The organism is Pararhizobium sp. P1_E7, assembly GCF_056405855.1.
On the sequence record NZ_JBFUBH010000046.1, the window covers coordinates 1 to 21,939 of the forward strand.

The window sequence follows — 21,939 nt, forward strand, 5'->3', positions numbered from 1 at the left end:
ACCTTTGCCAATACGTTGAAATACATCGCGATCACCACCAGCGCGAATTTCGGAAATATGATAAGCATGGCGCTGGCGGCACCGTTGTTGCCGTTCCTGCCGCTTGCCGCGAAGCAAATTCTGCTCAACAACTTCCTTTCCGACATACCGTCAATTGCGATTTCCAGCGACAACGTCGATTCCGATCGGGTGCTGACGCCACAGCGTTGGAGCATAAAGGAGATCCAAAAGTTCATGATCGTCTTCGGACTGATCAGTTCGGTATTCGATTTGCTGACCTTCGCTGTCCTGCTCCTCGTGTTTCACGCCAACGAAGGAATTTTCCAGACATCGTGGTTCGTCATCTCGGTTCTCACCGAGTTGGCAGTCTTGCTCCTCTTGCGCAGCCACCGGCCCGCTTTCAAAAGCCGCCCGAGCCGATTGTTGCTATTCTTAACCGTTGCCGTGGCGGCAGCGACCTTTGCGATCCCATATCTCGGCTCCCCAAGTACGTTATTGGGCTTTATGCCCCTCTCGGCATTGGAGGTGGGGGCAGTCGTCTCAATCGTCATCGGATACATCCTCGCGACGGAACTGGCAAAGGCATGGTATTTCCGAGCGAGCACACATCGAGGGGGGCGCCGGGCGTACACTGGGAAGCGACAAAGACGATGACAAGCAACACATTTCTATGCGTTCCTGCACGGTCGAGACGGTGAGACGATCCGGTCATTCGGCTGGCTGCGCGCTATTTCAGTCAGCACGGCCTCTCCCTTCGGGAGGTCCTCTGCGCTCTGGTTCGCTGCCGGGTTGCTCAGCCGAACAGCGGCGTTCCCTTGGTCCGGTACGATTTTGCGGGCGGCCGCGTGCAAGTCACGATGCCGAAATGGCCGCCTGAGGGGCCGAAGACACCCGCGGCGGCCCATGGCGGGTCTGGTCGGGAAGATATGCGCCGTCTCCAATGCTTTGTTGATGCGCGTCAATGACAGTACGGTGGTTTTTAATATTCTAACATTTGAACCCAGCACATCCGATCATAATGATCCGAATCGGGGCTCATGTTGTGCTCACAACTGCAAAACTAAACTACCGAACTGGCCAAAGGAGATCGTTATGCAACGCCTACACTGGCAGGATACATCCGCAACGCTTCTGGGGGTCTGGCTGATGATGTCCCCTTGGGTCCTTCGATATTTCTTTCCAACTACAGTCCCCGATGGCCCCGTGACATGGAGTTTCGTGGCCAGCGGGCTCGTCGTAGTTCTCTTGGGTGTCGCGGTATCTTTTTCGTTTCGTTCATGGGAAGAATGGCTGGAAGTCGCCATCGGCGCCTGGTTGATCGCATCCCCCTGGATTCTTCGCTTCACTGAACTCGAGCCGTCGCTTTGGAACGCCATTCTGACTGGTGCCATCCTGTTGGTGTTGTCAGGTTCGGTGCTCGCTGAAGAGCATGGGCTAGGTCACAGTTGAAGACCGAAATCATTTGGGATTTGATGGTGAGTGGTTTTGAAGAGCGAGAAGACGTTCTCCTCGGCGTCGCGGGTGATCAGAGTTTGTCGCGCACAACCCGAGGTCAATCAGAGCCGTATCAAGCCTAGTGCATACGAAAACAACTTAGCTTGGTGGGATTCCGGCGCCGAGGGCATCAGGCCTAGGACCTTTTTCCAGGCTATCGCTATAACAGATTGCTCGGAATTTGATGACGAGGAACAGTCAAGGGGTAGGAGGAGGCCTAGCACCGGTGAAGCCGCAGTTGGGAATGCAGCCGCAGTCTGGCCCCGTTTCTTCGATGCGCAGCTTTTGGGGGCTGATGTTCTCCTATTGGCTTTCAGACCGACGGCGCGAGGCGTGGAGCCTTGCAGCGATCATCGTCGTGCTGACGGCATTGTCAGCGATGGCCAGCGTCTGGTTTGCCGAGGCGTCGGGGGAACTGGTGAGCGCGATCGCCTTTCTTCACCACCCTGAAAAACCCACTACGCTCCAGACCATTCTGGCCAGCGCCGCAACCTTGGCCAAGATCGTCGTGGTCAAGGAAATCGGGTTCACAGCAGTCCGCCACTTCGTCTCGACGAGCCTGCATCGCAAATGGCGCGCGTGGCTCGACAGTCGCTTCAACGATGCGTTGCTCGATGCCAATCACACGCATTTTCACCTGCAGCAGGGTGCGACGGAGGCCGTTCCGACAAAGGCTGCGATCCCGGACAACATCGACCAGCGTCTCCAGGAATCGATCAAGGGCATGACCGGCGGTGCCATCGGGCTTGCCATGGGCGTCGCCGGCGTGGTTCTGTCGCTGTTCTTTGTTGGCGGCAAGATTATTGAGACCTCGACCGAGGTCAGGGGGCTGGAGTTCCTGGGTAGTTACGCCAGCGCCTGCCTGACGATTGCTGCCGTCGTCGCCTACGTCCCCATCAGCACATTGGTGGCAGCGAAACTCGGAGCGATGCAGCAAAAGCTGGATGTCAGAATGCAATCGGCCGAGGGCAGCTACCGTCGAGAGCTGACGACGCTTCTTCACCACAGCTTCCACGTTGCGGCCGCCGATGGGGAGAGAGCACAAAGGGGCGTCCACGAGCGGCGCTATCGCAACATCGACCGCACCTGGGCGAGCCTCAACATCCTGTCAGCGATCTATATGGGTTTCGAACTCGTCTATAATTTCTTTGGCTCGCGCATTGTCGCTTACGTACCCGGACTGCTTCCCTATCTCGAGAACAAGCTCAGTCTGCAGGCCTACGTCACCGGCGCCGAACTGGCCAACGTGCTTATCAACGATTGTTCCTGGTTCATACACGTGATGCCCGACATTGCGAGGCTAAGGGCAAATGCACGTCGGATAACCGATCTTGCGCAGGCAATCGAGGACGTACAGCGGCCGCGCGAATTCCATGCCCGTACCGGGCTTTCCGACCTGCATTATGACAGGCAGGATGCACAGAGGGGCCTATCGATCTAGCATCTCGAACTGATGCATCCCGGCGATGACGAACCCTTCATCCGGATGGAGAACCTCCAATTTAAACCTGGCGAATGGACGCTTCTCGTCGGCGACTCCGGCAGCGGCAAGTCGTCCTTGCTTAAAGCAATTAACGGTCTCTGGCCGCACGGCCGCGGTCGGATCATGTTACCAAGAAACGTGCGGACATTCTATGCCGCGCAGGATGTACATCTGCCGGCAGTGTCGTTGAGGGAGTTGGTCTGTCTGCCCGATGCGATTGAAGCCCATTCGGACGCGGAAGTGGCAGCAGCGCTCGCTAACGCCGGTCTARCTCCCTTTGCTGGCGACCTTGTCGAGGAAGGCAGGGACAACCAAAGCTGGGACCAGCTACTTTCCGGTGGCCAGAAGCAAGCCCTCATGCTGGCGCGAATCCTGCTGCTGCGGCCTGGTCTAATGTTCCTCGACGAACCGACGAGCGCCCTCGACAGCGAGGCGACAGTCGGGTTTCACCAGGCCATTCGGGACAACTGCCCCGGCGCGACGGTGATCACCGTCATGCACGACGCCACGCCTCCGAGGTCTGCGAAAGGGGAAGAATTCTACGACGGCGTGCTTGCGATCGCTGATGGCAGGGTAACCAAAACGCCAATGTTGCGCCGAACAGACCACCCTGTCGGTCCCGCGCGCGTCAGGCCGCATCCCTAGACACACGAAAGCTGGTGAATGGAGATTGGCAAACGGACGCCTATCTTGAAGCATCGCTCGGGCCCATAGTTTGATCGCAATCAAGGAGCGCAGGATAATCTTGGCCTATAAATCTAAATGCGTATCTTTGCACTGAACGGAACAAGAGTTCTCGGAGCTGCGATAGCGGAGGCCGTCGGCGTTCAGCTCGACGAACATGAGGAGCGCGACTACGAGGACGGCCAGCACGCGAGGCACGCCCCCTTGTCAACGTGCGTGGCGAGGACGTCTTCGTCATCCATGCGTTGAACGGTAATTGGGAGGGGTCGGCCAATGACAAGCTTTGCAAGCTGCTCTTCCTCGTTGCCGCGTGCCGGGAAAACGGAGCGTCGCAGGTAATTGCCGTCGTTCTCTATCTGGCCTATGCGCGCAAGGGCCGGCAAACCAAGGCGCGCGATCCGGTGACGACGCGCTATCTGGCACAACTCTTCGAGGCCGTGGGCACCGATCTGGTGATAACGCTCGATGTGCACAACCTTGCGGCCTTCGAGAATGCTTTTAGATGCCGGACGATACATCTGAGAGCCATGCCTCCGCCGAGGTCATCGTCAGCAAGGTGTCAGGCGGACCGGTCACGATCTTCTCCCCCCCCCCGACGACGGCGGCATTCAGCGCGCACAACTCCTGAAGGAAGCCTGTGGGCGCTTGTCCGGCAACGCATCACGGTTCGGCTTCATGGAAAAACGCCGCAGCAACCTGATTGTGTCCGGCGATCTCTTCGCGGGACACGTTGAAGATGCAACGGTATTCATTATCGACGACATGATCGGCACGGGCGGCACCATGCTCTGAGCGGCGGAAGCCTKCCGGCAGCGGGGCGCTAAGGCGGTCTATGCTATGGCGACGCACGGGCTCTTCGGCAAGGGTGCCGCAGCCGTGCTAGCTCATCCCGCACTCGATTGCACGATCGTGACGGGCACCATCGCACCCTTCCGGCTTGAGGAGGATCTCTTGCGCTCTTCTGTCGAGATTGTTCGGAGTGCACCGTTGTTTGCCGAAGCCGTTCGCCGGCTCCAGTCGGGTGGTTCCATCACGGAGCTCCTCGGCGACGATTGACATCAGCTCCCTGGCGGTCGTCAGGCAACGGGGTCATTTCTCGGCTTCACGATTACGGCAAAGCCAATCAGATTTGCCTCAAAGCACGCAGCGCGGTCATAAATGCACAAGGGTAGAATCCCGATCGGCGGTGACCGGCATCAAAGGTCGGTCGCCATCTGTCAGCCCTGCAATCGCAGTAGCCGTGACGCCGTTGAATTTGATGTGCGTCAAAGCGTCCATTTCAACCTGTGCTACGAATGTCATTGCACGGAGGGTAAAGCCATGCCTTACAAACAGGTTCTTTTTCATTCTGCCGCTCGAGAGAAGATCTTAAAGGGTGCGACGCTACTTGCAGATGCAGTTCGCGTGACGCTTGGACCTCGATCGAAAGCCGTTCTGATCGAGAGGAAATGGGGAACACCGATCGTCTGCAACGACGGGGTGACAATCGCCAAGGAGTTCGACTTAAAGGATCCGGAAGAAAACCTGGGTGCCCGGATGCTGCGTCAGGCGGCGGAAAAGACCGGCGAGATCGTTGGTGATGGTACGACCACATCGACCATCCTTGCCCATGCGATATTCGCCGACGGCTTGCGCAACGTCGCTGCCGGAGCGAGCGCGATCGACATCAAGCGAGGGCTTGATCGCGCCCTCAAATGTGCAGTGGCCGAGTTAAGAAAGAACTCGCGCCCCGTCTCGGAAAAGCGCGAAAAGGAGCAGGTAGCGACAATTTCGGCCCACAACGACACGCAGATCGGCGCGCTGGTTGGAGAGGCTATGGAGAAGGTCGGCGACGATGGTGTGATCAGCGTCGAGGAATCCAAATCAACCGAGACGATCCTCGATGTGGTCGAGGGCATGCAGTTCGATCGTGGCTACATTTCGCCTTACTTCGTGACTGATGCCGAACGAATGGAAGTCGTACTCGAGGATGCAGTTATCCTTTTGTTTGACCGGAAGATTACGTCCCTCAAGGATTGCGTGGAGCTGCTGGAGGCCGTCGCGAAAGCGGGAACGCCACTGTTGATCATCGCGGAAGACGTCGAAACCGAAGCTTTGGCGACACTCATCGTCAACCAGATGCGTGGAACATTGCGAAATTGCGCAGTAAAGGCACCTGGATTTGGAGACCGACGAAAAGCCCTCCTTCAGGACATTGCCATTCTTTCGGGTGGCCAGGTCGTCTCTGAGGAACTGGGAATAAAGCTTGAAACGGTTACACCTGAACAACTCGGCCGCGCCGAAAGGATCGTTGTGACGAAAGATACCACAACGATCATAGGCGGCCGCGGCGACAAGAAGGCGATCGGCGCCCGGGCGGATCAGATACGTCGGGAAATCTCGACGACCACAAGCACCTATGACCGTGAAAAGCTCGAGGAGCGCCTAGCGAAGCTTTCCGGAGGCGTCGCCGTCATCAAGGTGGGTGCCGCCACGGAAGCAGAACTCAAATCGAAGAAGGAAGCGCTCGACGATGCCATTAGCGCAACCAAGGCGGCTGTCGCCGAGGGCATCCTGCCCGGCGGCGGGCTGGCCCTCTTGCGGTGCGTTGGAGCCGTGGAGGCGGAGGAAAAAGCATGCGAAGGGGATGAGCGCACGGGCGTTCAGATCCTCAAACGGTCGCTCGAACTACCGGCGCGACAGATCGCGGAAAACTCGTCGACCGATGGCGGGGTGGTGGTCGCAAAGATGCTGGAGAGCGAAGGCAATTTTGGTTATGACGCTGGTCGAAAGATGTATGTCGATCTGGTCGCCGCTGGCATTATCGATCCCACCAAAGTCATCCGCATCGCGCTGGAAAATGCCGTTTCGGTTGCCAGCGTGCTTTTGCTGACCGAAGCAACGATGACGGAAATTCCGGAATCGCCGAAGGATGCATTGGCTGAGGCCGGGATGCAGCCGTAGTCCTTTGCGGCCGGCTTCCTATCCGTGCCAATAAAAACGACACAATCCGTTGGAGATAGGTATTATCGTGCTCTCGAAGTAACCGCATTTGGCTCGCTTTCCACTTCGTTGAGCGGATTGGCAGCAGAAGTGTCGACGTCCGTGATGGGCTCGTTATCAGTGTCGGATACGCGCGAATGCGGTGCGGCACCACACTCTCGTATGGGTAGTCGCCGCGGTTATGTCTCAACTATACAGTGCAGCTACGAATCATTCTTAACGCCACTTGTTTCAGCTCCAAGTGGCACCGTCAGAGCATAAGCCTTGATCAAAAGAACGCTGAAAACCGACGCGATCATAAGAATAATGATAATCAGAGCAGCCATTTTAGGATGACTGCTTGAATCAAGCGGAGTTTGTTCTGCGCTGACATTGTCAGGGCCTTCATCGTTCGAGCCCGGTTCTTAAAATCCAGGCATCTGCTCTTCCGGTGTCATCTCGACTTCGGCCTTTCAAAGCTCTCACGGTTTTTGCTAGGGCGCATTGCTTTGCATCAAATTTGCTGTGCCGGCCGAACCGACGACCGGCGAACGGTGCTCAATTGTGCGACATTAGGTAGCAAAAACCACCAGACCTGAAACGGCTACCAGACTACCCTCGTTCTATTGGAAAACGGGGCCTCGAATGACTGTAGCGTATGAGTTGAAGCAGAAGCGGGCCGCCCTGACCGAAAGGTTGCAGCAGCGTGAAAGAGAGCGGGTCGACATCCAGGAACTGATCGGCGCACTCGACCGTGTCATCCTAAGCTACGAGCCCGACTACCAGGCATCGGCGCTGACGAGACCTGAACAGGGTAACCGCTCTCGAAAGGCCAAGCCGTCGTCGTCCGAGGTGAAAGCGGCCATGAACGGCGTAAACAAGCGCCAAGCCGTCTTGGAGGTCCTGCGCGAGGCAGGAGAACCGATTTCGGTGACCGACTGCGCAGCGAAGTTTGCAGCCAAGATCGGCATCGCGAGCGAGCCAGCCAATCTCTCAGACATCGCACACCGCCTTTCGGCGGTCCTTACCCAACTGACGACTGCGGGACGCGTTCGGCAGTCCGGACAGTTCGACGGTCGTAAGGTTTTGTGGGAGGTCGCCGCCTAGCCTTCCCAGATCAGGTCCGGCGGCTTGTTGCCCTGCCAGTACCCGCACAGATAGCGTGACGTCGGGCGAGACAGTGCGTGGCCCAGCACCTGGAACGTATGACTGCGATTGCTCACGTGTCGGCAATCCTCGCGCCACGCGAGCTCGGCCACGTACCAGTCGAAGTATTTCAACGAAAACCGATGGTGGATGCCGACATAGGCTCGTTGGACCCGCGAGAAGAAACTCTCGACCTGGTTTGTGTTCGTGCCATCGTCGGTCTGATAGGCCTTTGAGTGGTTGACGCGTTGCAGCTTGTTGAGGCCAGCCAGGTCATTATAGCTGCCGTGCTCGTCCGCGAAGACCGTTGCTTCCCGCGACACGTGATCACGGACGGCAGCCCAGGCTGCGTTGCTGTCTTCGTCTCGGATGATCCGGGTAAACGTCTGGCCTCCCAGTCCGCGTTGGCGGATCGCAAGAGCGCACAAACGCTTCATGTTCTGGTATTTCTTGAGGCGGCGGTCAATGCGATCCTCGGCCTTATTCTCAGGACGGATGTGGCCGCCAGCGTACTTGCCGTCAATCTCGACCTCGCTATTGAGCACCATCTCCTCCCTGCGCCACGCGATGGCCTCGCACAGCTTCATGAGGAGCACCCAAGCCGTCTTGTACTGAACGCCGATTTCACGCGAGAGCTGGAGCGCCGCCTTGCCCTTCACCGAGTTCGCAGAGAACCAGATGGCGATTAGCATCTTTTTGAAGCTCAGCTTACGTGCATGAAACACCGTGCCTGAGGTGACGCTGAACACGGTCTTGCAGGTCTTCTCGGTGCATTTGAAGCGGTTGCGGCTCATCGTGTGGCAGCGCAACGTTCCGCACTTGGGGCAGTAAGGCTCGCCCGCCGTCTCGTGCCAGCGAAGGCGCTTAAAACAGTTGTAGGCAGTCGTATCCCGCATCTTGGCGAGATCGAGCACCGTCAGCGTTCGGCACTCTGGCGACAGCAGGAAGTGCTGGCCCTTGGTCGTGTCCTCGGGGTTCGCCATGGCTCAACCCCTCCGCGATCCGGAGGAAGGTCGGGCGTATTTCCAAGTCCGCGCCCAAGGCACTGAAGGCCAACACCGCAGCGTGCGGGCGATGGACAGCGGTAGGGATGGCGTTGAGGGTCATGTTCAGGCTCCAGAAGTCGACGGCAGGCACAGCGGATCGGCGGCCGAAAATGGCCGCGTGGAGATCAGAGCTGTATGTGTATCATCCTGAACATGACCTAAGTCGTTACCTGCACTTCCTGGAAAAGTCGATCGCAAGAGTTCTAAATGGTTAATTCTCAAGGAGCGATCGACGGCCGTTTACTGGCGATAAGAGCGATGCCCAAGGCCGCAAGGGGGGCCATAGTGGGCATTCAGCTTCTTGCGCAAGTCTTGGTCTCAACCCCTACGCAGTCCGGGATGAGTGATTTGAACAGGGCTCGGCAATTCCCCTCACATTGCCGACTTATCTGCGATGGAAGCGCTTTTTGACCGGGGCCCGCTAGCGAGCATCGCGATCAGGTGAGCTTCGCACTCTGATGGGTCAAGACCTCTACGCCGCGAGATCATAAATGTCAGCGGCCGAAGGTGCCATGCATGCCGCGTGAGTTCCACGAGGACTCCGTTGGCAAGATCACCGGAGACGAGGTCCTCAGGCATATGTCCCCAGCCCAGTCCTGCTTTGAGCAAGTCGTGCTTCGCGCCGAGTTCGTTCACAAGCCACCGACGCTCCCCCGCGACCGCCACGGTTGACTTCTCAGCATCGGGCTGGTTGTCGGTGACGACGATCTGGATATGTCGGCTGAACTCGTCGCGCGCCGCGGCCCGCCCGAGGTTGGCGAGCGGATGGGAGGGAGCGCAGACGGTGACCATCCGCGTGTCGCACAGCCAGTGCCTCTCAAGCGCACTCGGCTTCAGTTCGGGCACGTCGGCAGCGGTGATAGAGAACACGCACTCCCCATCCAGAACCAGTGCCTCTCCACCCTGCATCGTCGTCATGCGCAAATTCACGACGGCTGTCGGCGCATCTAGGCCGAACTGCCGCAGGCAGGCGATGAGGTGCCTGCGCGGATAATAGACGTCCACGGCGATCGAGAGCTGTTCAGCGCCTGACGTGGAAATCGAGCGGGCACGGGTCTTCATCTCCTCCGTGCGCGCGATTACCGCCCTTGCGTCGGGAAGAAGGCTTCGGCCGGCCGGAGTGAGCTCCGCCCGCCTCGTGCCGCGCTCGAAGAGTTCAACTGACAAGGCCATCTCCAGGGCGGCGATCGCGTGGCTGACTGCCGATTGGGCGCGCAACAGGCTTTTCGCGGCACCTGAAAAGCTTCCCGCATCACATACCGCCACAAACGTTCGGAGTTGGTTGATCGTAACGCTGTCGAGCATGGTGCCATCCAAAGAGTAGATCGATAGAAGCAAAGTTACGTCAATTACATAGATAACGCAATCTGACTAAATAGAACTCGACAAGTCACCAAATCTCATTCGGAAAGGCCGGTTCATGGCTGAGCGAGAACACACAAAAGCATCATCGAGTCGATGGATCGACAAGGCGGTTCGTCTGTTCAGGCCGGAGCATCGACCTCCAGCGACCGCAGTCGTGTCAAAACTTCCACAGCAAAGGTTCAACATGCCCACTCTCCTCGTGATTGAGGCCAGTCCTCGATATGACTATTCCACCTCCCGGAAGCTAACCGCAGTCTTCATCGACCGCTGGAAAGCCGAGAATCCAGGCGGCGACGTTATCGTCCGCGATCTGATGACGACTAACCTCCCATTCGTCGACCTTCCGTGGATCATGGGTGCGTTCACGCCCGCCGAAACGCATTCTCCGGAGGCGGCCGCGGCCATCAAGGTGTCGGACGATCTTGTCGCCGAGCTGAAGTCGGCGGACCAGGTTCTCATCGGCACGCCGATGTTCAACTTTTCCATTCCCGCCGTTCTCAAGGCCTACATCGACCATATTGTCCGCGTGGGCGTGACGGTGTCCGCCGACAACAAGGGCCTTTTGAACGGCAAGAAGGCGAACATCATCCTMGCAACCGGCGGAGATTTCTCTCCCGGTTCTCCAGTCGAGCAGTACAACCTGGCCAGCGGGTACCTCCGTCAGGTCCTCGGATGGATTGGCATTGTCGACGTCGATTTAGTCCTCGCCGGACGTGCCCGCGCGGGTGACTATGGCGAGAGGGCAGTCGAGGAATTCGGCGCAGTCGTCTCGGCGGCTGCAAACAAGACCGCCGCATCGCTCGCAGCGGCATCGTGAGGGAGAAGGTCATGAAATACAGCATCATCGGAACTGGCAGTGTCGGCATCACGCTCGCAGGGTTCTTCGCGAAGAACTCGATCCCCGTCGCTGTCGCAAACACGCGAGGACCGTCGGCCGTAGCCTCCTCGATCAAAGGCCTCGGCGACCGCGTCAGGCCGTCGAGCGTCGAAGAGGCGCTGGACGCCGACATCATCTTCCTCGCGGTCCAGTTCCTGACCTTCAAGGACGTAGGCAAGCTTCGCTCGGACTGGTCCGGAAAGATCGTCGTCGACGTGACGAATTCGGCATTTCTTCCGCCAGAGGTCCAGGAACGCGAACTCAGGGGCCGTCTGTCATCGGAAGTGAACGCAGACCGCGTTCCTGGTGCAAGGCTGGTTAAGGCGTTTAACCAGCTTCCGATGCAGGGCCTGACCGCGCCCGTGCCCGCTGGCGGACGTCGCGTGGTCTTCATTTCCAGCGATCATGCCGATGCGAGCGCGGCCGTTGCCTCGATCACCGAGAACCTCGGCTTCGCACCAATTGAAGTTGGAAGGATCGCCGAAGGTGGTCGCCTGATACAGGCGCGCAACGCCCTCGTTTTCCAGAACCTGATCAAGTTCTAGTATGGCTCTCCATGTGAAGGCATTTCATCCCTATTGAGCGACAGCGGTCTTCAACAACACCCGCTGTCGCTCAAAATGTGGTGCCCGCTCTTGAGGCGTTCCTGACAAAGCACGATGACCACTCCCACACGACGCTACAACCAGCGCAATCTACGTCAGGCACGCCAAGAGGGCTAACTCAAATTTCTTTTCTAATTCAGATAGCTAAGCCGACCTTGGTGGTCTTTGCTACCTAATGCCGCAATTGTGGCCAATACGCGCGATCCGATTGGCTGCAAGTGATTGAGCGGGGGGAACAATGCGATATGTCGGTTCAACCAAGCTAGGCGCGATGAAAATCACTTGACCGGCCATCCCTCCACTTTGATGCGGATCAATGCGGATGTTCCGTTGGACTGGTTTAATAAAATTGTCCGGTAAACGAACGGGCCGTTCGAAGCATGGGCAGATAGTTGCTGAGTGGCACCGTTCACTTATGCGCCAGTCGGCGGAGCAGTCTCGATTCAAATGACCCCAAGGGAGGAGAGAAAATGCCCTTTAAGACAATTCTCAGTGTGATGAGCGCTGCGGCGATCGATGGCGATCTCCTCGTGGCGACCGATCTCTGCTGTCAAGTCGGTGCCCATTTGAGTGCTCTTGTTGTAGCCGTGGCGCCGCAACCAACCGGAAGATACACAACCCTTTCGCAGGGATGGCTGGAGCAGCGCGAACGAAATCTGCAGAAGCTTAACGAGTGCGCAAAGCGGGTTCGCGAAAAGCTGGCGCGAAGCGAGCTCTCGTTTGACGTCGACAGTTTCTACGTGGAGGTGGCCGGGGCGAATTTCGACATTGGCGAGCGTGCGCTCTACGCCGATCTCGTACTGATTGGCCCCAGTGTATTTCAGGACCGCGATCTGAAGCAGCAGGTCGTTGATGGCTGTCTTTTCCAGGCCGGCCGCCCGCTGCTGATCGCGCCGCCTGACAGCGCCCCCACACTGCAGCCGAAAACGGTCCTGCTGGCTTGGGACTCGCGTCCATCATCCGCGCATGCCGCGCAGCAAGCACTCGAACTCATGGTGAATGCCGATTCCGTTCACGTTACCATGGTGGATCCAAACGCGGCGCTCAGGGCGAGCGGCGAAGAACCCGGCGCAGACATCGCAGCTTATCTCGCCCGTCATGGCATCAACGTGACAGTCGACACCTTGCCGAGCGCGGGTCGATCGGTGACTGAGGTTGTGCAGCAACATGCCGTCGATGTCGCTGCCGATCTTATCGTGATGGGAGCTTACGGCCATTCCCGGCTCCGCGAGTTCGTTTTCGGCGGCGTCACGAGATCGATGCTCGAGGAGGCGAGGCTACCCGTACTGATGGCACGTTGAGCGCTCAGAAAGATCAACCTCGGAACACCGCCGGCTTCGGCAGCAGAAGGAGGACATGGTGTCAACAACCAGAATTCCACATAAAGGCTGGGTACTCGTGTGCGACGGAGCCAAAGCCCTCATTCTGCGCAACGACGGTAGCGCGGAACGGCCCAGTCTCATTCCGGTTGACGTCGCCTCCGAATATCAACCGCCGACGCGCGATCTCGGAGCGGACCGTCAGGGCCGCGTTTATCAATCACTTGGGGACGCTCGAAGCGCTACGCAGGAGACAGACTGGCACGATCAGGCCGAGGAGGCGTTTCTCTCTCATATTGCCGAGAAGCTCGACGGCTTGATGCGTGACAATAGCGTCACCAATCTCGTTGTCATCGCGCCATCGCGCGCACTCGGCATCCTGCGTAAGTGCCTTAGCCCTACTGCTCGCGCCACCGTGACCGCCGAAGTGGCAAAGGATCTGGTAAAGTTTCCTATCCCGGAGATCGAGCACTATCTCTCGGAATGACATCTCGGCGATTGAACAGCAGGAGTCCGGCCCCTGGAATGGGGCGCAGGCGACGCCTCGCAAACCGAGGAGCGACCGGTGGAAGAGGAAGCATCGGCAATGGCACTGCGCGGGCGCGACCTGACCAAGACCTATCGTTTGGGCACGATAGAGGTACACGCGCTGCGGGGTGTCGACGTCGACTTCGGTGAAGGCGAACTGGTGGTCCTGCTCGGTCCATCGGGAAGTGGCAAATCGACCTTGCTGAATATCCTCGGCGGCCTCGACAGGCCGACCAGAGGCAGAGTGCTGTTTCGCGATTGTGAACTCGATATGGACAGCGAACACTCTCTCAACCTTTACCGGCGCCACCACGTCGGCTTCGTCTTCCAGTTCTACAATCTCATCCCCAGCCTGACCGCGCGCGAAAACGTTTCCCTCGTGACAGAGATCGCCAGGGATCCCATGTCGCCGGCCGAGGCGCTGGCGATGGTTGGTCTCGGCGACAGGCTGGACCACTTCCCGGCGCAGCTTTCCGGCGGCGAGCAGCAACGGGTCGCCATTGCCCGCGCGATCGCGAAGCGCCCCGACCTTCTTCTTTGCGACGAGCCGACGGGCGCGCTCGATAGCAGGACTGGAATCCTTGTCCTCGACGCGATCCTGCGGATCCACCGGGAACTTGGCACGACTACGGCGCTCATCACCCATAACGCAGTCATTGCTGAAATCGCCAATCGCGTGCTCTACTTCGCCGACGGGCGCATCGTCGAAACGCGGCGGAATTCCGCTCAGCGCGCGCCCTCCGAACTCGTCTGGTAACCGTGATGAGGAGTCTGGACCGAAAGCTTCTTCGCGAACTTTGGCGGCTGAAGGCCCAGGTGCTGGCGGTCGCATGCGTAATCGCTTCCGGCACCGCATTACTCATCATGGCACTGACGACCATCGAAGCGCTCGAAGAGACCACCGCCGCCTACTACGAACGAACGCGTTTTGCCGATGTGTTTGCCCAGGCGAGCCGCGCGCCGGAATATCTTGGACGCGATATCGCGGAAATTCCCGGTGTGCGGCTTGCCGAAACACGCATCGTCGACAGCGCCATTCTCGACATAGCCGGCTATTCAGAACCCGTCGTCGCCCAGTTAATTTCGCTACCCGACCGAGGGCTGCAGCTTCTGAATGCGTTGGTGGTCCGGTCGGGGCGCATGGCTGACCCCGCCCAACCCGACGAAGTGGTGGTCAGCGAACCCTTCGCCGAGGCTCACCGATTGAAGCCCGGCGACAGCTTCAATGCCATACTGATGGGACGCAAGCGCAACCTGCAGGTCGTCGGCACCGCGCTTAGTCCGGAATACGTCTATGCCATCGCCCCTGGTGGCCTCATGCCCGATGACGAGCGTTTCGGAGTGCTGTGGATGGGCCGGGATGCTCTGGCGGCAGCCTTCGACCTCAAGGCCTCCTTCAACAGCGTGACGCTGAGTCTCTTGCCCAATGCGGACGAAAAGGATGTCATCCGAAAGCTCGATGGCCTGCTTGCCCCCTTTGGCGGCGTCGGGGCCTATGGCCGTCCGGATCAGACCTCAAATTGGTTTCTGGAAAGCGAGATCGCGCAACAGAAAAACATGTCACGGATCATGCCGGCCATCTTCCTTGCAGTCGCCGCCTTCCTGACCAACATGGTGATGGCTCGATTGATCCAGACCGCGCGCCGCGAGATCGGGCTCCTGAAGGCCTTCGGCTACGGCAATTGGGCGATCGGCTGGCACTACGCCAAGATGGTTCTTGTCATCGGCACGATCGGCATCCTCATGGGCTCACTGATCGGCGCTTGGTTGGGCCATTGGAATACGGAACTTTACACGAAGTTTTACCGCTTCCCGTTCCTGCTCTATCGCCCCGGCCCCGCGAGCTTCGTGATTGCCGGGGCGATCAGTCTGGCAGCGGCACTGGCCGGCAGCCTGGCGGCGGTGCGGCGTGCCGTCCGGCTCCCGCCCGCGGAGGCCATGCAGCCCCCTTCTCCGCCGATCTATCGGCGCACCTTCGCCGCGCGGACGGCACTCGCCGGCGCTCTGGACGAACCGTCGCGCATGATCTTGCGGCGCGTCATCCGATGGCCGGTGCGGGCGTTCCTCGCCAGTCTCGGCCTGGCCATGTCGGTCGCCGTGCTCATCATGGCACTCCAATGGGTCGACGCCATCGATTCCCTTGCCGAAACCGTCTTCGAGCGCGCACAGCATCAGGACGCAACCGTCGCGTTTAACGACATGCAACCGATGGACGCGGTCAGGGATTTCGGCCAGATGCCCGGCGTCCTGGCGGCGGAACCCTATCGCTTTGTCTCGGCGCGCATCAATCACGGACATCTCATCGAGCGGCAGGGCATTATTGGCGTGCCGACTGGAGCCATCCTGAGCCCCGTCTTTGACGTCGAACGCGGACGCTTGGAGGCGCCGCCCGGCGGGCTGATGCTCTCTGCCAAACTGGCCGAATTGCTTGAGGTCAAGGCGGGCGACACCATCGTCATCGAACTCCTGGAAGGGCGCCAGCGGCGGGTGAGCCTGCCGGTGTTACAGATATTCGAAACCTATATCGGCAAGCCAGCCTATATGGACATGGCCGAGCTCAACAGGATCGCGGGTGACGGACGCGTCATAAGCGGCCTCCACATCCGCGTCGATGCATTAAGCCGCACGACCCTACTCACAAGGCTCAAGGATACGCCCCATATTGCCGCCGTCCTGTTCCGCCACGCCGCCATCGATACTTTCTACAAGACCATGGGCGAAACGATCTTGATCTTCATCGGCTTCTTCGTCGCCTTTTCGACGACGCTCTCCGTCGGCGTCACCTACAATTCAATCCGAGTAGCGCTCTCCGAAAGGGCGCACGAACTCGCGACCCTGCGCGTCCTCGGTTTCAGCCGATGGGAAATCTCCTACATTCTGCTTGGCGAAGTCGGCCTCCTCACATGGGTCGCCATTCCGCTCGGCGCGGTCATCGGCTTTGGCCTTGCGTGGTATATGACAAGCGCCTTTGAGACGGAATTGTACCGGGTGCCGCTGGTGCTGCGGGATGCGACCTACGGCAAGGCCGCACTGATCGCTCTCGCGGCGACGCTGGCCTGCGCTGTGATCGTGCGCCGGCGGCTGGACAAGCTGGATCTAATCGCTGTGCTGAAGACAAGGGAGTAACCGGTGAGCGTCGCGAAACGCAGGTTGGTTATCTGGGGCGGCTTGGTGGCCCTGCTCGCGGCCGGCATCGCTTACGCCTTGCGGCCGCAGCCCGTTCAGGTGGACCTCGCCACCGCTGGAACCGGCATGCTGCGCGTCACAATCGACGAGGAAGGTGAAACGCGGGTCCGCGACGTTTACACACTTCATGCACCCTTGCGAGGCCAAGTGCAGCGTATCACCGTCGAGGCGGGCGATGTCGTCGAGGCTGGGAAAACCCAGCTAGCACAAATCGAACCAGCGCCGCCGGCCTTTCTGGACGTTAGAACCGAAGCGGAGCAGCAAGCGGCGGTGGAGGCGGCGCGTGCCGCGCACAATCTTGCCGCCGCCGAGCTCAACAAGGCGAAGGCTGACCTGACCTTCGCCCACGGGGAACTCGCACGCAATCGCCTGCTGTTAGAGCGGAGAGCGATCTCCCAGCGCACTCTGGAAGACGCAGAGCGGACCCACAACGTCGCGGAAGCCAATCTTGCCACAGCCGAGGCCGCCTTGAACGTCAGGCAGCACGAACTCGCGCAGGCACAGTCGCGACTGCTGTCGCGCCAGGAAATCCGGAGTCGGAGCGGGCCCTGCGAATGCGTGCCGGTGACCGCTCCGGTGAACGGCGTGGTTCTGCGGGTCATGCGCCGCAGCGAAGGCGTCGTCGAGGGCGGCACCCCTTTGCTCGAAATCGGCGATCCCGCAGACCTGGAGATTGTCGTCAACCTGCTTTCGGAGGACGCGGTCAAGATTAAGCCGGGGCAGAAGGCCATCATTACCGGCTGGGGCGGCGAGGATTTAAGGGCGACTGTGCGGCGCATAGAGCCCTACGGTCAGACCAAGGTTTCCGCACTCGGAATCGAAGAGCAGCGCGTCGATGTGGTCCTGGATTTTGCCGATCCGCCGGAACATTGGCACGCACTCGGCCATGGCTATCGCGTCGATGTGCAGGTCATCCTTTTCGAAGGCGAGGTCCTCAAACTGCCGCTCGGCGCCTTGTTCCGGCACGGTGACGAATGGGCCGTATTCGTCGTGCAGGAAGCACGGGCGCGATTGCACCCTATTGTTATCGGCCAGAGAAACAGCCTCTCGGTGGAGATCCGAGAGGGGCTGCGGCCCGGCGAAAAGGCCATCCTTTATCCGAGCGACCGCATCAAGGACGGCGTGGTGATCGTCGAGCGTTAGCGGGATAACCACGGCATGGCATCCGCCGCAACATCAGGCGTTGCACCCAGCGGCACCGCCTGTAGCAACTTCCCCGGCAAACGGAGTGGCCGGAAGCTTCAGTGGGTCGCGCTGCTCACGCCGCCAGCCCAGCGATCCGCGAAACCAGCCACAGCATCGCGGCGGTCCCGATTATGTAGGCGCCGAACTGACGCGCCGGTGCGGGCTGTATCGTGCTCAGCGCGCCTGCTGCCCGAAGCGCGACCAGCGCCGCAGCGATGAAGATCAGTTGTCCTGCCTCGACACCCAGGTTGAATGTCAGGAGGCTCAGCGGCACATCGGATTGCGGCAAGCCGATTTCCATCAGGGCGCCGGCGAAACCGAAGCCGTGCAGCAGCCCGAACGCGAAGGCCACGACCCAGGGGTAGCTCTCGGACAGCCGCCTTTCGCCCGGCTTCATCTTGATCAGTTCGCTTGCGACGAAGGCGATGCTGAGGGCGATCGTCGCTTCCACCGGTTTCTGCGGCAGGCTGAAATATCCAAGCGATGCTCCAGCCAGGGTGATGCTGTGCGCGACGGTAAAGGCTGTGATTGTCTTGACCAGCATCCAGCGTTCTCGAATGAGCAGCATGAGCGCAAGCACGAAGAGCAGATGATCGAGACCGGAGAGTATATGGTCGACACCCAGCAGGAAGTACGTGTGGGCGACCTCGAGGCTGGTCTGTGCACCCTCTGCGACGAAGGTGGGCGCGTCCGGCATGAGGCGCACGACCTCCGTGTCGCCGTTCTCGTATTCGATGCGGACGAGCGCTTCGGTCATGGTCGACTTGAGGCCGATGATGCCGATCTCGCCGCCCCTCAATCCCCCTGTACAGGCGACGGTCCATCGCTCCAGATAAGCTCCGGCCACGATCGACCTCGCCGGTTGGGCTTTCTCGACGCACGACTTCGGCAGACTTGCATAGAGCCCAAGACGCATTTCGCCTTGCGCCGGGACCTTCCAGACGACGGCGAACTCGTCGCCCGTCGTTTCGCGCATGTCGAGATAGGCCGGCCGAATCTCATGAGCGTACCCCGGCGTGGCCAGCAACACCGGCATCAGCACGGCCAGCAGCGCGCCAAGCCGCGTCATGGGTCGGTTCCCGCGCTGGCCGGGCTCTCGATGCTCACCACATAGCGCTTGAGCAGTTCGGCGAAGCGTTGGCGATCGAGTTCGGCGCGTTTGGCATTCGTCCACTCCCGCGCCACTGCGTCGCGAACCTCGTCGAGCGCCGGCACTCGGCCGGGCACGCGCTCAGACACCCGGATCAGATGCAACCCGAAACCGCTGGCGACAGGACCCGTCCACTGGCCCAGTGGGGCCTTGTCGAGTTCTTCCACGAATTCGGCGCCGAAGGTCTGGCCGATCGATGTCTTGTCCGAAAGCGGCAGGTCGGGCGGAAGCAACGTGGGGTCGCCAAGAAGGGAGCGATCCGTGGCCGGGTTGGTCAGCAGCGCAGTGAGGACGGAAGCCGCGTCCTCTGCGATCCTGTCGCCGCGCCGCTGAGGATTGAGGAACACCTGCTGGAAGGCCAGCAACGGATCGATCTCGAACGTGGCCGCATTGGCCTTCAGATAGGCGTCGAGCTCAGCATCGGTCGCTGTCAGAGCTTCGGCGTCGGCCGTGTTCAGGAATTCCATTTTCTGACGCAAGCGGCGACGAACGACCGTGTCGTCCCTGTCGAGCCCGAGCTCCAGCGCCTGGCGTACTAGTATTTCTTCCTTCACATGGTCGTCGATCAGGCCCTTCAGTTCTTCGGCGGTCGGCGGTCGCTGCCAGGTCTTTGCGAACACGGTCGCCATCTGCTCAATCTTCGGCGCCGTGACGACGATGCTGTCCGGCTTGTCTTCCGTATCGACGCCCAAGAGCCCGTAACCCGCAAAGATCAGCAGCGCGAGAGCCAAGAAGTGGACCAGCGGCTCCCTGAGCACGCGTTTCAACAAGATCGTGCTCACGCGTTCGCCGAATGCCGGACCCGACCGTCCGGCGGCCGGTTCAACCGCCGGCATCACGATCACGGCGTGTACCAGATCGGCGAGGTATAGGCGCGTTCGGTGACAGTCATCCGCGTACCCTCCAGCGGCTTTGTTCCATATCGTTTGGCATCATAGGCGGTCCACCGCGGCGTCGGTATCTCGATGACGCGTCCGTAGTAGAAGGCCTTCTGCTTCGGATCGAAGCTCGGATCCTTCCAGACCGCGATCAGTTCTGGCGCACCGATGGTGTTGGTCCAGGTCGCGTTCTCGATGTCGACGGTGCTGCCGACCGATGGCACCTTGCCGTCGGCGCCCGGCTTGCGGTCCCCGCCCCAAGTGACGTCGTACACCTGCTCATGCGTCTCGCCCTTGTCGTCGAGCCAGCCCTTGACGATCTGGTAGCGATCGAGATTGGCCCCGATCGGGTCTCGTAGCGCGGCGACGAGGAACGACGGCGCCTTGCCTTCCGGCGCTGCCGTCAGGTCGCCACCCATGGGAACACCCTTGCCGTAGCCAATCGCGCCGGGGTTGCGGGTCTCGGCATCGGCCGGCTCGAAATCCCAGCCGCCGAAGAAGCGCACGGCCATGCGCGACCCGGTGGTTGCATAGGTCTCCTTGCGCTGCATGGCATCCCAGATCGACTCGCGCGTGTTCTCCGCCGCCCAGACAGCCGCGTAGCCCGACGCGCCGACCTCCCAGTCCATCACCGTAATGCCGGTCTTGGTGTCCTTGACGAACGTTGCCGTCAGGCGTTCCGGGCTCGGCTCTTGTGGCGTGGTCTTTCCGAAGAAGTTTTCCTCTTCCATGGCTGCCAGACCCGTATGCGCATCGGAACTGCCGACCAGGCCGAACTTGTAGGGGTTGGTGCCGAGCTCGGCCTCGAGCTTGAGGCCGTTCTTCAGCGCGGACCGGGTATATTCGAACTCCAGCATGTCGGGCGTCTTCGGCACGCTGGCATCGAGATTCCCGAAATCCCAGATTTCGAAGTCGGCGAACTCGTCATTGGGCGAGAGCGCCGGATGCGCCTCGCCCGTGCCCTTCGTCTGCGTCGTCTCGTAGAGCCGTTCCCACCGGGCGCGCTGGTCGACATACTCCTTGTCGACCGGCTTGTTCGTGAAGGATTCGATCAGTGGGAACATGCGGCCATTGGACAGATTGCCGTTGTGCGCAATCGCCAGCACGCTGCCGCCGGTCTTGTCCTCATAGGCCTGCATCCACTTCCATAGGTCGCGCGGATTGTCGCTGCCCAAGGGCTTAAGCGTCGTATAGGGCACGACCTGATCGGCCTTGTCGGCATTGTCGCGGAAGACGACATTGCGATGCAGATTGTTGCCTGCCGTGTTTGAGGTCCACTCGTAGCCGATGAAGGCCGTGAACCGCCCCGGATCGTTATATTCCTCGGCGGCCTTTATCGTGTCCTGCCACGCGTTTTTGTAAGGACGTGTATCCGGCCCATAGATCATGCTCTTGGGCAGAGTTCCCTTGCCGAAGCTGAAGATGATCTCGAGCGCCGCCGTGGCGCCCTGACCCGACTTGATCATGTCGTACCAGGTCTTGGCCTGCGGATCGGCGATGACATCCGGTTTGCCGGCAAAGAGGTCGGGAAACATGCCCATGTTGTCGGAGTGGTCGGCCACCACCAGAAAGTCAAGCGGCCGTGATAGCTTGGCAGGCTGACCGCTCGACGCCGTGATCTCCTCGCCGCGGGCGAAGCGGTAAGCATCGCGAGGCGTCAACCGTGCTCCGAAAGCGCCGGCGTCGAACGAGGCTCCGGTGTGGAGATGCGTGTCGCCGAATAGCGGCCTGGTCGGAAAATTGCGCCCAGCATAGGGCGAGTAGACAGGTTTGCTGGAAAATGCCTTTCCGGCCTTCGCGCTGTCCAGAGTGCCGATATCGGTGGTCTCCTGAGCCGCTGCCGGCAAGGCAGAGCCCAGGCTTACGAACCCTGCAATAATCAACTTCGCAGATGTCTTGTTCATCGCTTCCCCCCTTTTTGTAGCAGTCATGCTTAAACCATCCGAGCGGGCTATTTGTTGATTTGCATCAATGACCGGAGATCCTGTCTCCGCTTTGAATGTTCTTTAAGCGTTTTGCGACTACCATGCCT

Annotated in this window: 20 protein-coding genes and 2 pseudogenes; 16 read left to right on the top strand and 6 right to left on the bottom strand. The window is 59.9% G+C overall.

What is annotated here, in order from left to right; genetic code table 11:
- The 7 genes and pseudogenes from AC1D17_RS22930 to AC1D17_RS22960 form a co-directional block, all read left to right on the top strand.
- Positions 1 to 654: cation transporting ATPase C-terminal domain-containing protein (locus AC1D17_RS22930; RefSeq protein WP_477567608.1), on the top strand; the 654-nt coding region annotated here is incomplete at its 5' end.
- A gap of 438 nt (positions 655 to 1,092) precedes the next feature.
- Entirely contained in the window at positions 1,093 to 1,449 is a 357-nt protein-coding gene (locus tag AC1D17_RS22935) for an SPW repeat protein (RefSeq protein WP_477567609.1), read from the top strand.
- Positions 1,450 to 1,738: 289 nt separating this feature from the next.
- Positions 1,739 to 2,935, top strand: a complete 1,197-nt coding sequence (locus AC1D17_RS22940; RefSeq protein WP_477567610.1) for an ABC transporter family protein — start codon at positions 1,739 to 1,741, stop codon at positions 2,933 to 2,935.
- Between the two features lie 12 nt (positions 2,936 to 2,947).
- Entirely contained in the window at positions 2,948 to 3,622 is a 675-nt protein-coding gene (locus AC1D17_RS22945) for an ATP-binding cassette domain-containing protein (RefSeq protein WP_477567611.1), read from the top strand.
- A 251-nt stretch (positions 3,623 to 3,873) separates the two neighbouring features.
- A pseudogene (locus AC1D17_RS22950) lies at positions 3,874 to 4,044 on the top strand (ribose-phosphate pyrophosphokinase-like domain-containing protein); the annotation flags it as partial.
- 262 nt (positions 4,045 to 4,306) lie between these two features.
- Complete coding sequence (locus tag AC1D17_RS22955; protein WP_477567627.1) at positions 4,307 to 4,453, top strand: hypothetical protein; 147 nt, start codon at positions 4,307 to 4,309, stop codon at positions 4,451 to 4,453.
- A gap of 12 nt (positions 4,454 to 4,465) precedes the next feature.
- Positions 4,466 to 4,717 (top strand): annotated as a pseudogene (locus AC1D17_RS22960) (ribose-phosphate diphosphokinase); the annotation flags it as partial.
- Positions 4,718 to 4,813: 96 nt separating this feature from the next.
- On the opposite strand, the gene AC1D17_RS22965 reads toward AC1D17_RS22960, so the two are convergent.
- Positions 4,814 to 5,008: a hypothetical protein gene (locus tag AC1D17_RS22965; RefSeq protein ID WP_477567612.1), complete on the bottom strand. Its 195-nt coding sequence runs from the start codon at positions 5,006 to 5,008 to the stop codon at positions 4,814 to 4,816.
- Between AC1D17_RS22965 and groL the strand changes: the two genes are divergently transcribed.
- Together groL and AC1D17_RS22975 are read left to right on the top strand one after the other, a co-directional pair.
- Positions 4,982 to 6,604 (top strand): chaperonin GroEL, encoded by a 1,623-nt coding sequence (gene groL / locus AC1D17_RS22970; protein ID WP_477567613.1) that lies wholly within the window; start codon positions 4,982 to 4,984, stop codon positions 6,602 to 6,604. The two genes, AC1D17_RS22965 and groL, sit on opposite strands and share 27 nt — an antisense overlap.
- Before the next feature lie 663 nt (positions 6,605 to 7,267).
- A complete protein-coding gene (locus AC1D17_RS22975; RefSeq protein WP_477567614.1) occupies positions 7,268 to 7,729 on the top strand; it encodes a hypothetical protein in 462 nt (153 codons plus the stop codon).
- Here AC1D17_RS22975 and AC1D17_RS22980 read toward each other — a convergent pair.
- On the bottom strand, positions 7,726 to 8,751 hold the full coding sequence (locus tag AC1D17_RS22980; RefSeq protein WP_477567615.1) for an IS1595 family transposase: 1,026 nt from the start codon (positions 8,749 to 8,751) through the stop codon (positions 7,726 to 7,728). The genes AC1D17_RS22975 and AC1D17_RS22980 overlap by 4 nt on opposite strands.
- Positions 8,752 to 9,186: 435 nt before the next feature.
- On the bottom strand, positions 9,187 to 10,119 hold the full coding sequence (locus AC1D17_RS22985; protein WP_477567616.1) for a LysR family transcriptional regulator: 933 nt from the start codon (positions 10,117 to 10,119) through the stop codon (positions 9,187 to 9,189).
- 115 nt (positions 10,120 to 10,234) lie between these two features.
- Between AC1D17_RS22985 and AC1D17_RS22990 the strand changes: the two genes are divergently transcribed.
- From AC1D17_RS22990 to AC1D17_RS23020, 7 genes are all read left to right on the top strand, one after another.
- Entirely contained in the window at positions 10,235 to 10,996 is a 762-nt protein-coding gene (locus tag AC1D17_RS22990; protein ID WP_477567617.1) for an FMN-dependent NADH-azoreductase, read from the top strand.
- Between the two features lie 11 nt (positions 10,997 to 11,007).
- Positions 11,008 to 11,601, top strand: coding sequence for an NADPH-dependent F420 reductase (locus tag AC1D17_RS22995; RefSeq protein ID WP_477567618.1), 594 nt, complete (start codon positions 11,008 to 11,010; stop codon positions 11,599 to 11,601).
- A gap of 530 nt (positions 11,602 to 12,131) precedes the next feature.
- The gene (locus AC1D17_RS23000; RefSeq protein WP_477567619.1) at positions 12,132 to 12,962 is read left to right on the top strand and encodes a universal stress protein; all 831 of its coding nucleotides are present in this window, start codon (positions 12,132 to 12,134) and stop codon (positions 12,960 to 12,962) included.
- A 55-nt stretch (positions 12,963 to 13,017) separates the two neighbouring features.
- On the top strand, positions 13,018 to 13,467 hold the full coding sequence (locus AC1D17_RS23005; protein WP_477567620.1) for a host attachment protein: 450 nt from the start codon (positions 13,018 to 13,020) through the stop codon (positions 13,465 to 13,467).
- Between the two features lie 78 nt (positions 13,468 to 13,545).
- Entirely contained in the window at positions 13,546 to 14,265 is a 720-nt protein-coding gene (locus AC1D17_RS23010; RefSeq protein WP_477567621.1) for an ABC transporter ATP-binding protein, read from the top strand.
- A gap of 5 nt (positions 14,266 to 14,270) precedes the next feature.
- On the top strand, positions 14,271 to 16,634 hold the full coding sequence (locus AC1D17_RS23015) for an ABC transporter permease (RefSeq protein ID WP_477567622.1): 2,364 nt from the start codon (positions 14,271 to 14,273) through the stop codon (positions 16,632 to 16,634).
- A gap of 3 nt (positions 16,635 to 16,637) precedes the next feature.
- Positions 16,638 to 17,837, top strand: a complete 1,200-nt coding sequence (locus AC1D17_RS23020) for an efflux RND transporter periplasmic adaptor subunit (protein ID WP_477567623.1) — start codon at positions 16,638 to 16,640, stop codon at positions 17,835 to 17,837.
- Positions 17,838 to 17,952: 115 nt separating this feature from the next.
- Here AC1D17_RS23020 and AC1D17_RS23025 read toward each other — a convergent pair whose 3' ends face one another.
- The 3 genes from AC1D17_RS23025 to AC1D17_RS23035 are packed head-to-tail and all read right to left on the bottom strand — an operon-like array spanning position 17,953 to position 21,811.
- Positions 17,953 to 18,948 carry a HupE/UreJ family protein gene (locus tag AC1D17_RS23025; protein ID WP_477567624.1) on the bottom strand — a complete coding sequence of 332 codons (996 nt, stop codon included), beginning with the start codon at positions 18,946 to 18,948 and terminating at the stop codon, positions 17,953 to 17,955.
- Complete coding sequence (locus tag AC1D17_RS23030) at positions 18,945 to 19,865, bottom strand: peptidyl-prolyl cis-trans isomerase (RefSeq protein ID WP_477567626.1); 921 nt, start codon at positions 19,863 to 19,865, stop codon at positions 18,945 to 18,947. Before AC1D17_RS23030 ends, AC1D17_RS23025 begins: the two co-directional genes overlap by 4 nt.
- A 5-nt stretch (positions 19,866 to 19,870) precedes the next feature.
- Positions 19,871 to 21,811, bottom strand: coding sequence for a DUF3604 domain-containing protein (locus tag AC1D17_RS23035; protein ID WP_477567625.1), 1,941 nt, complete (start codon positions 21,809 to 21,811; stop codon positions 19,871 to 19,873).
- Between the last annotated feature and the right edge of the window lie 128 nt (positions 21,812 to 21,939).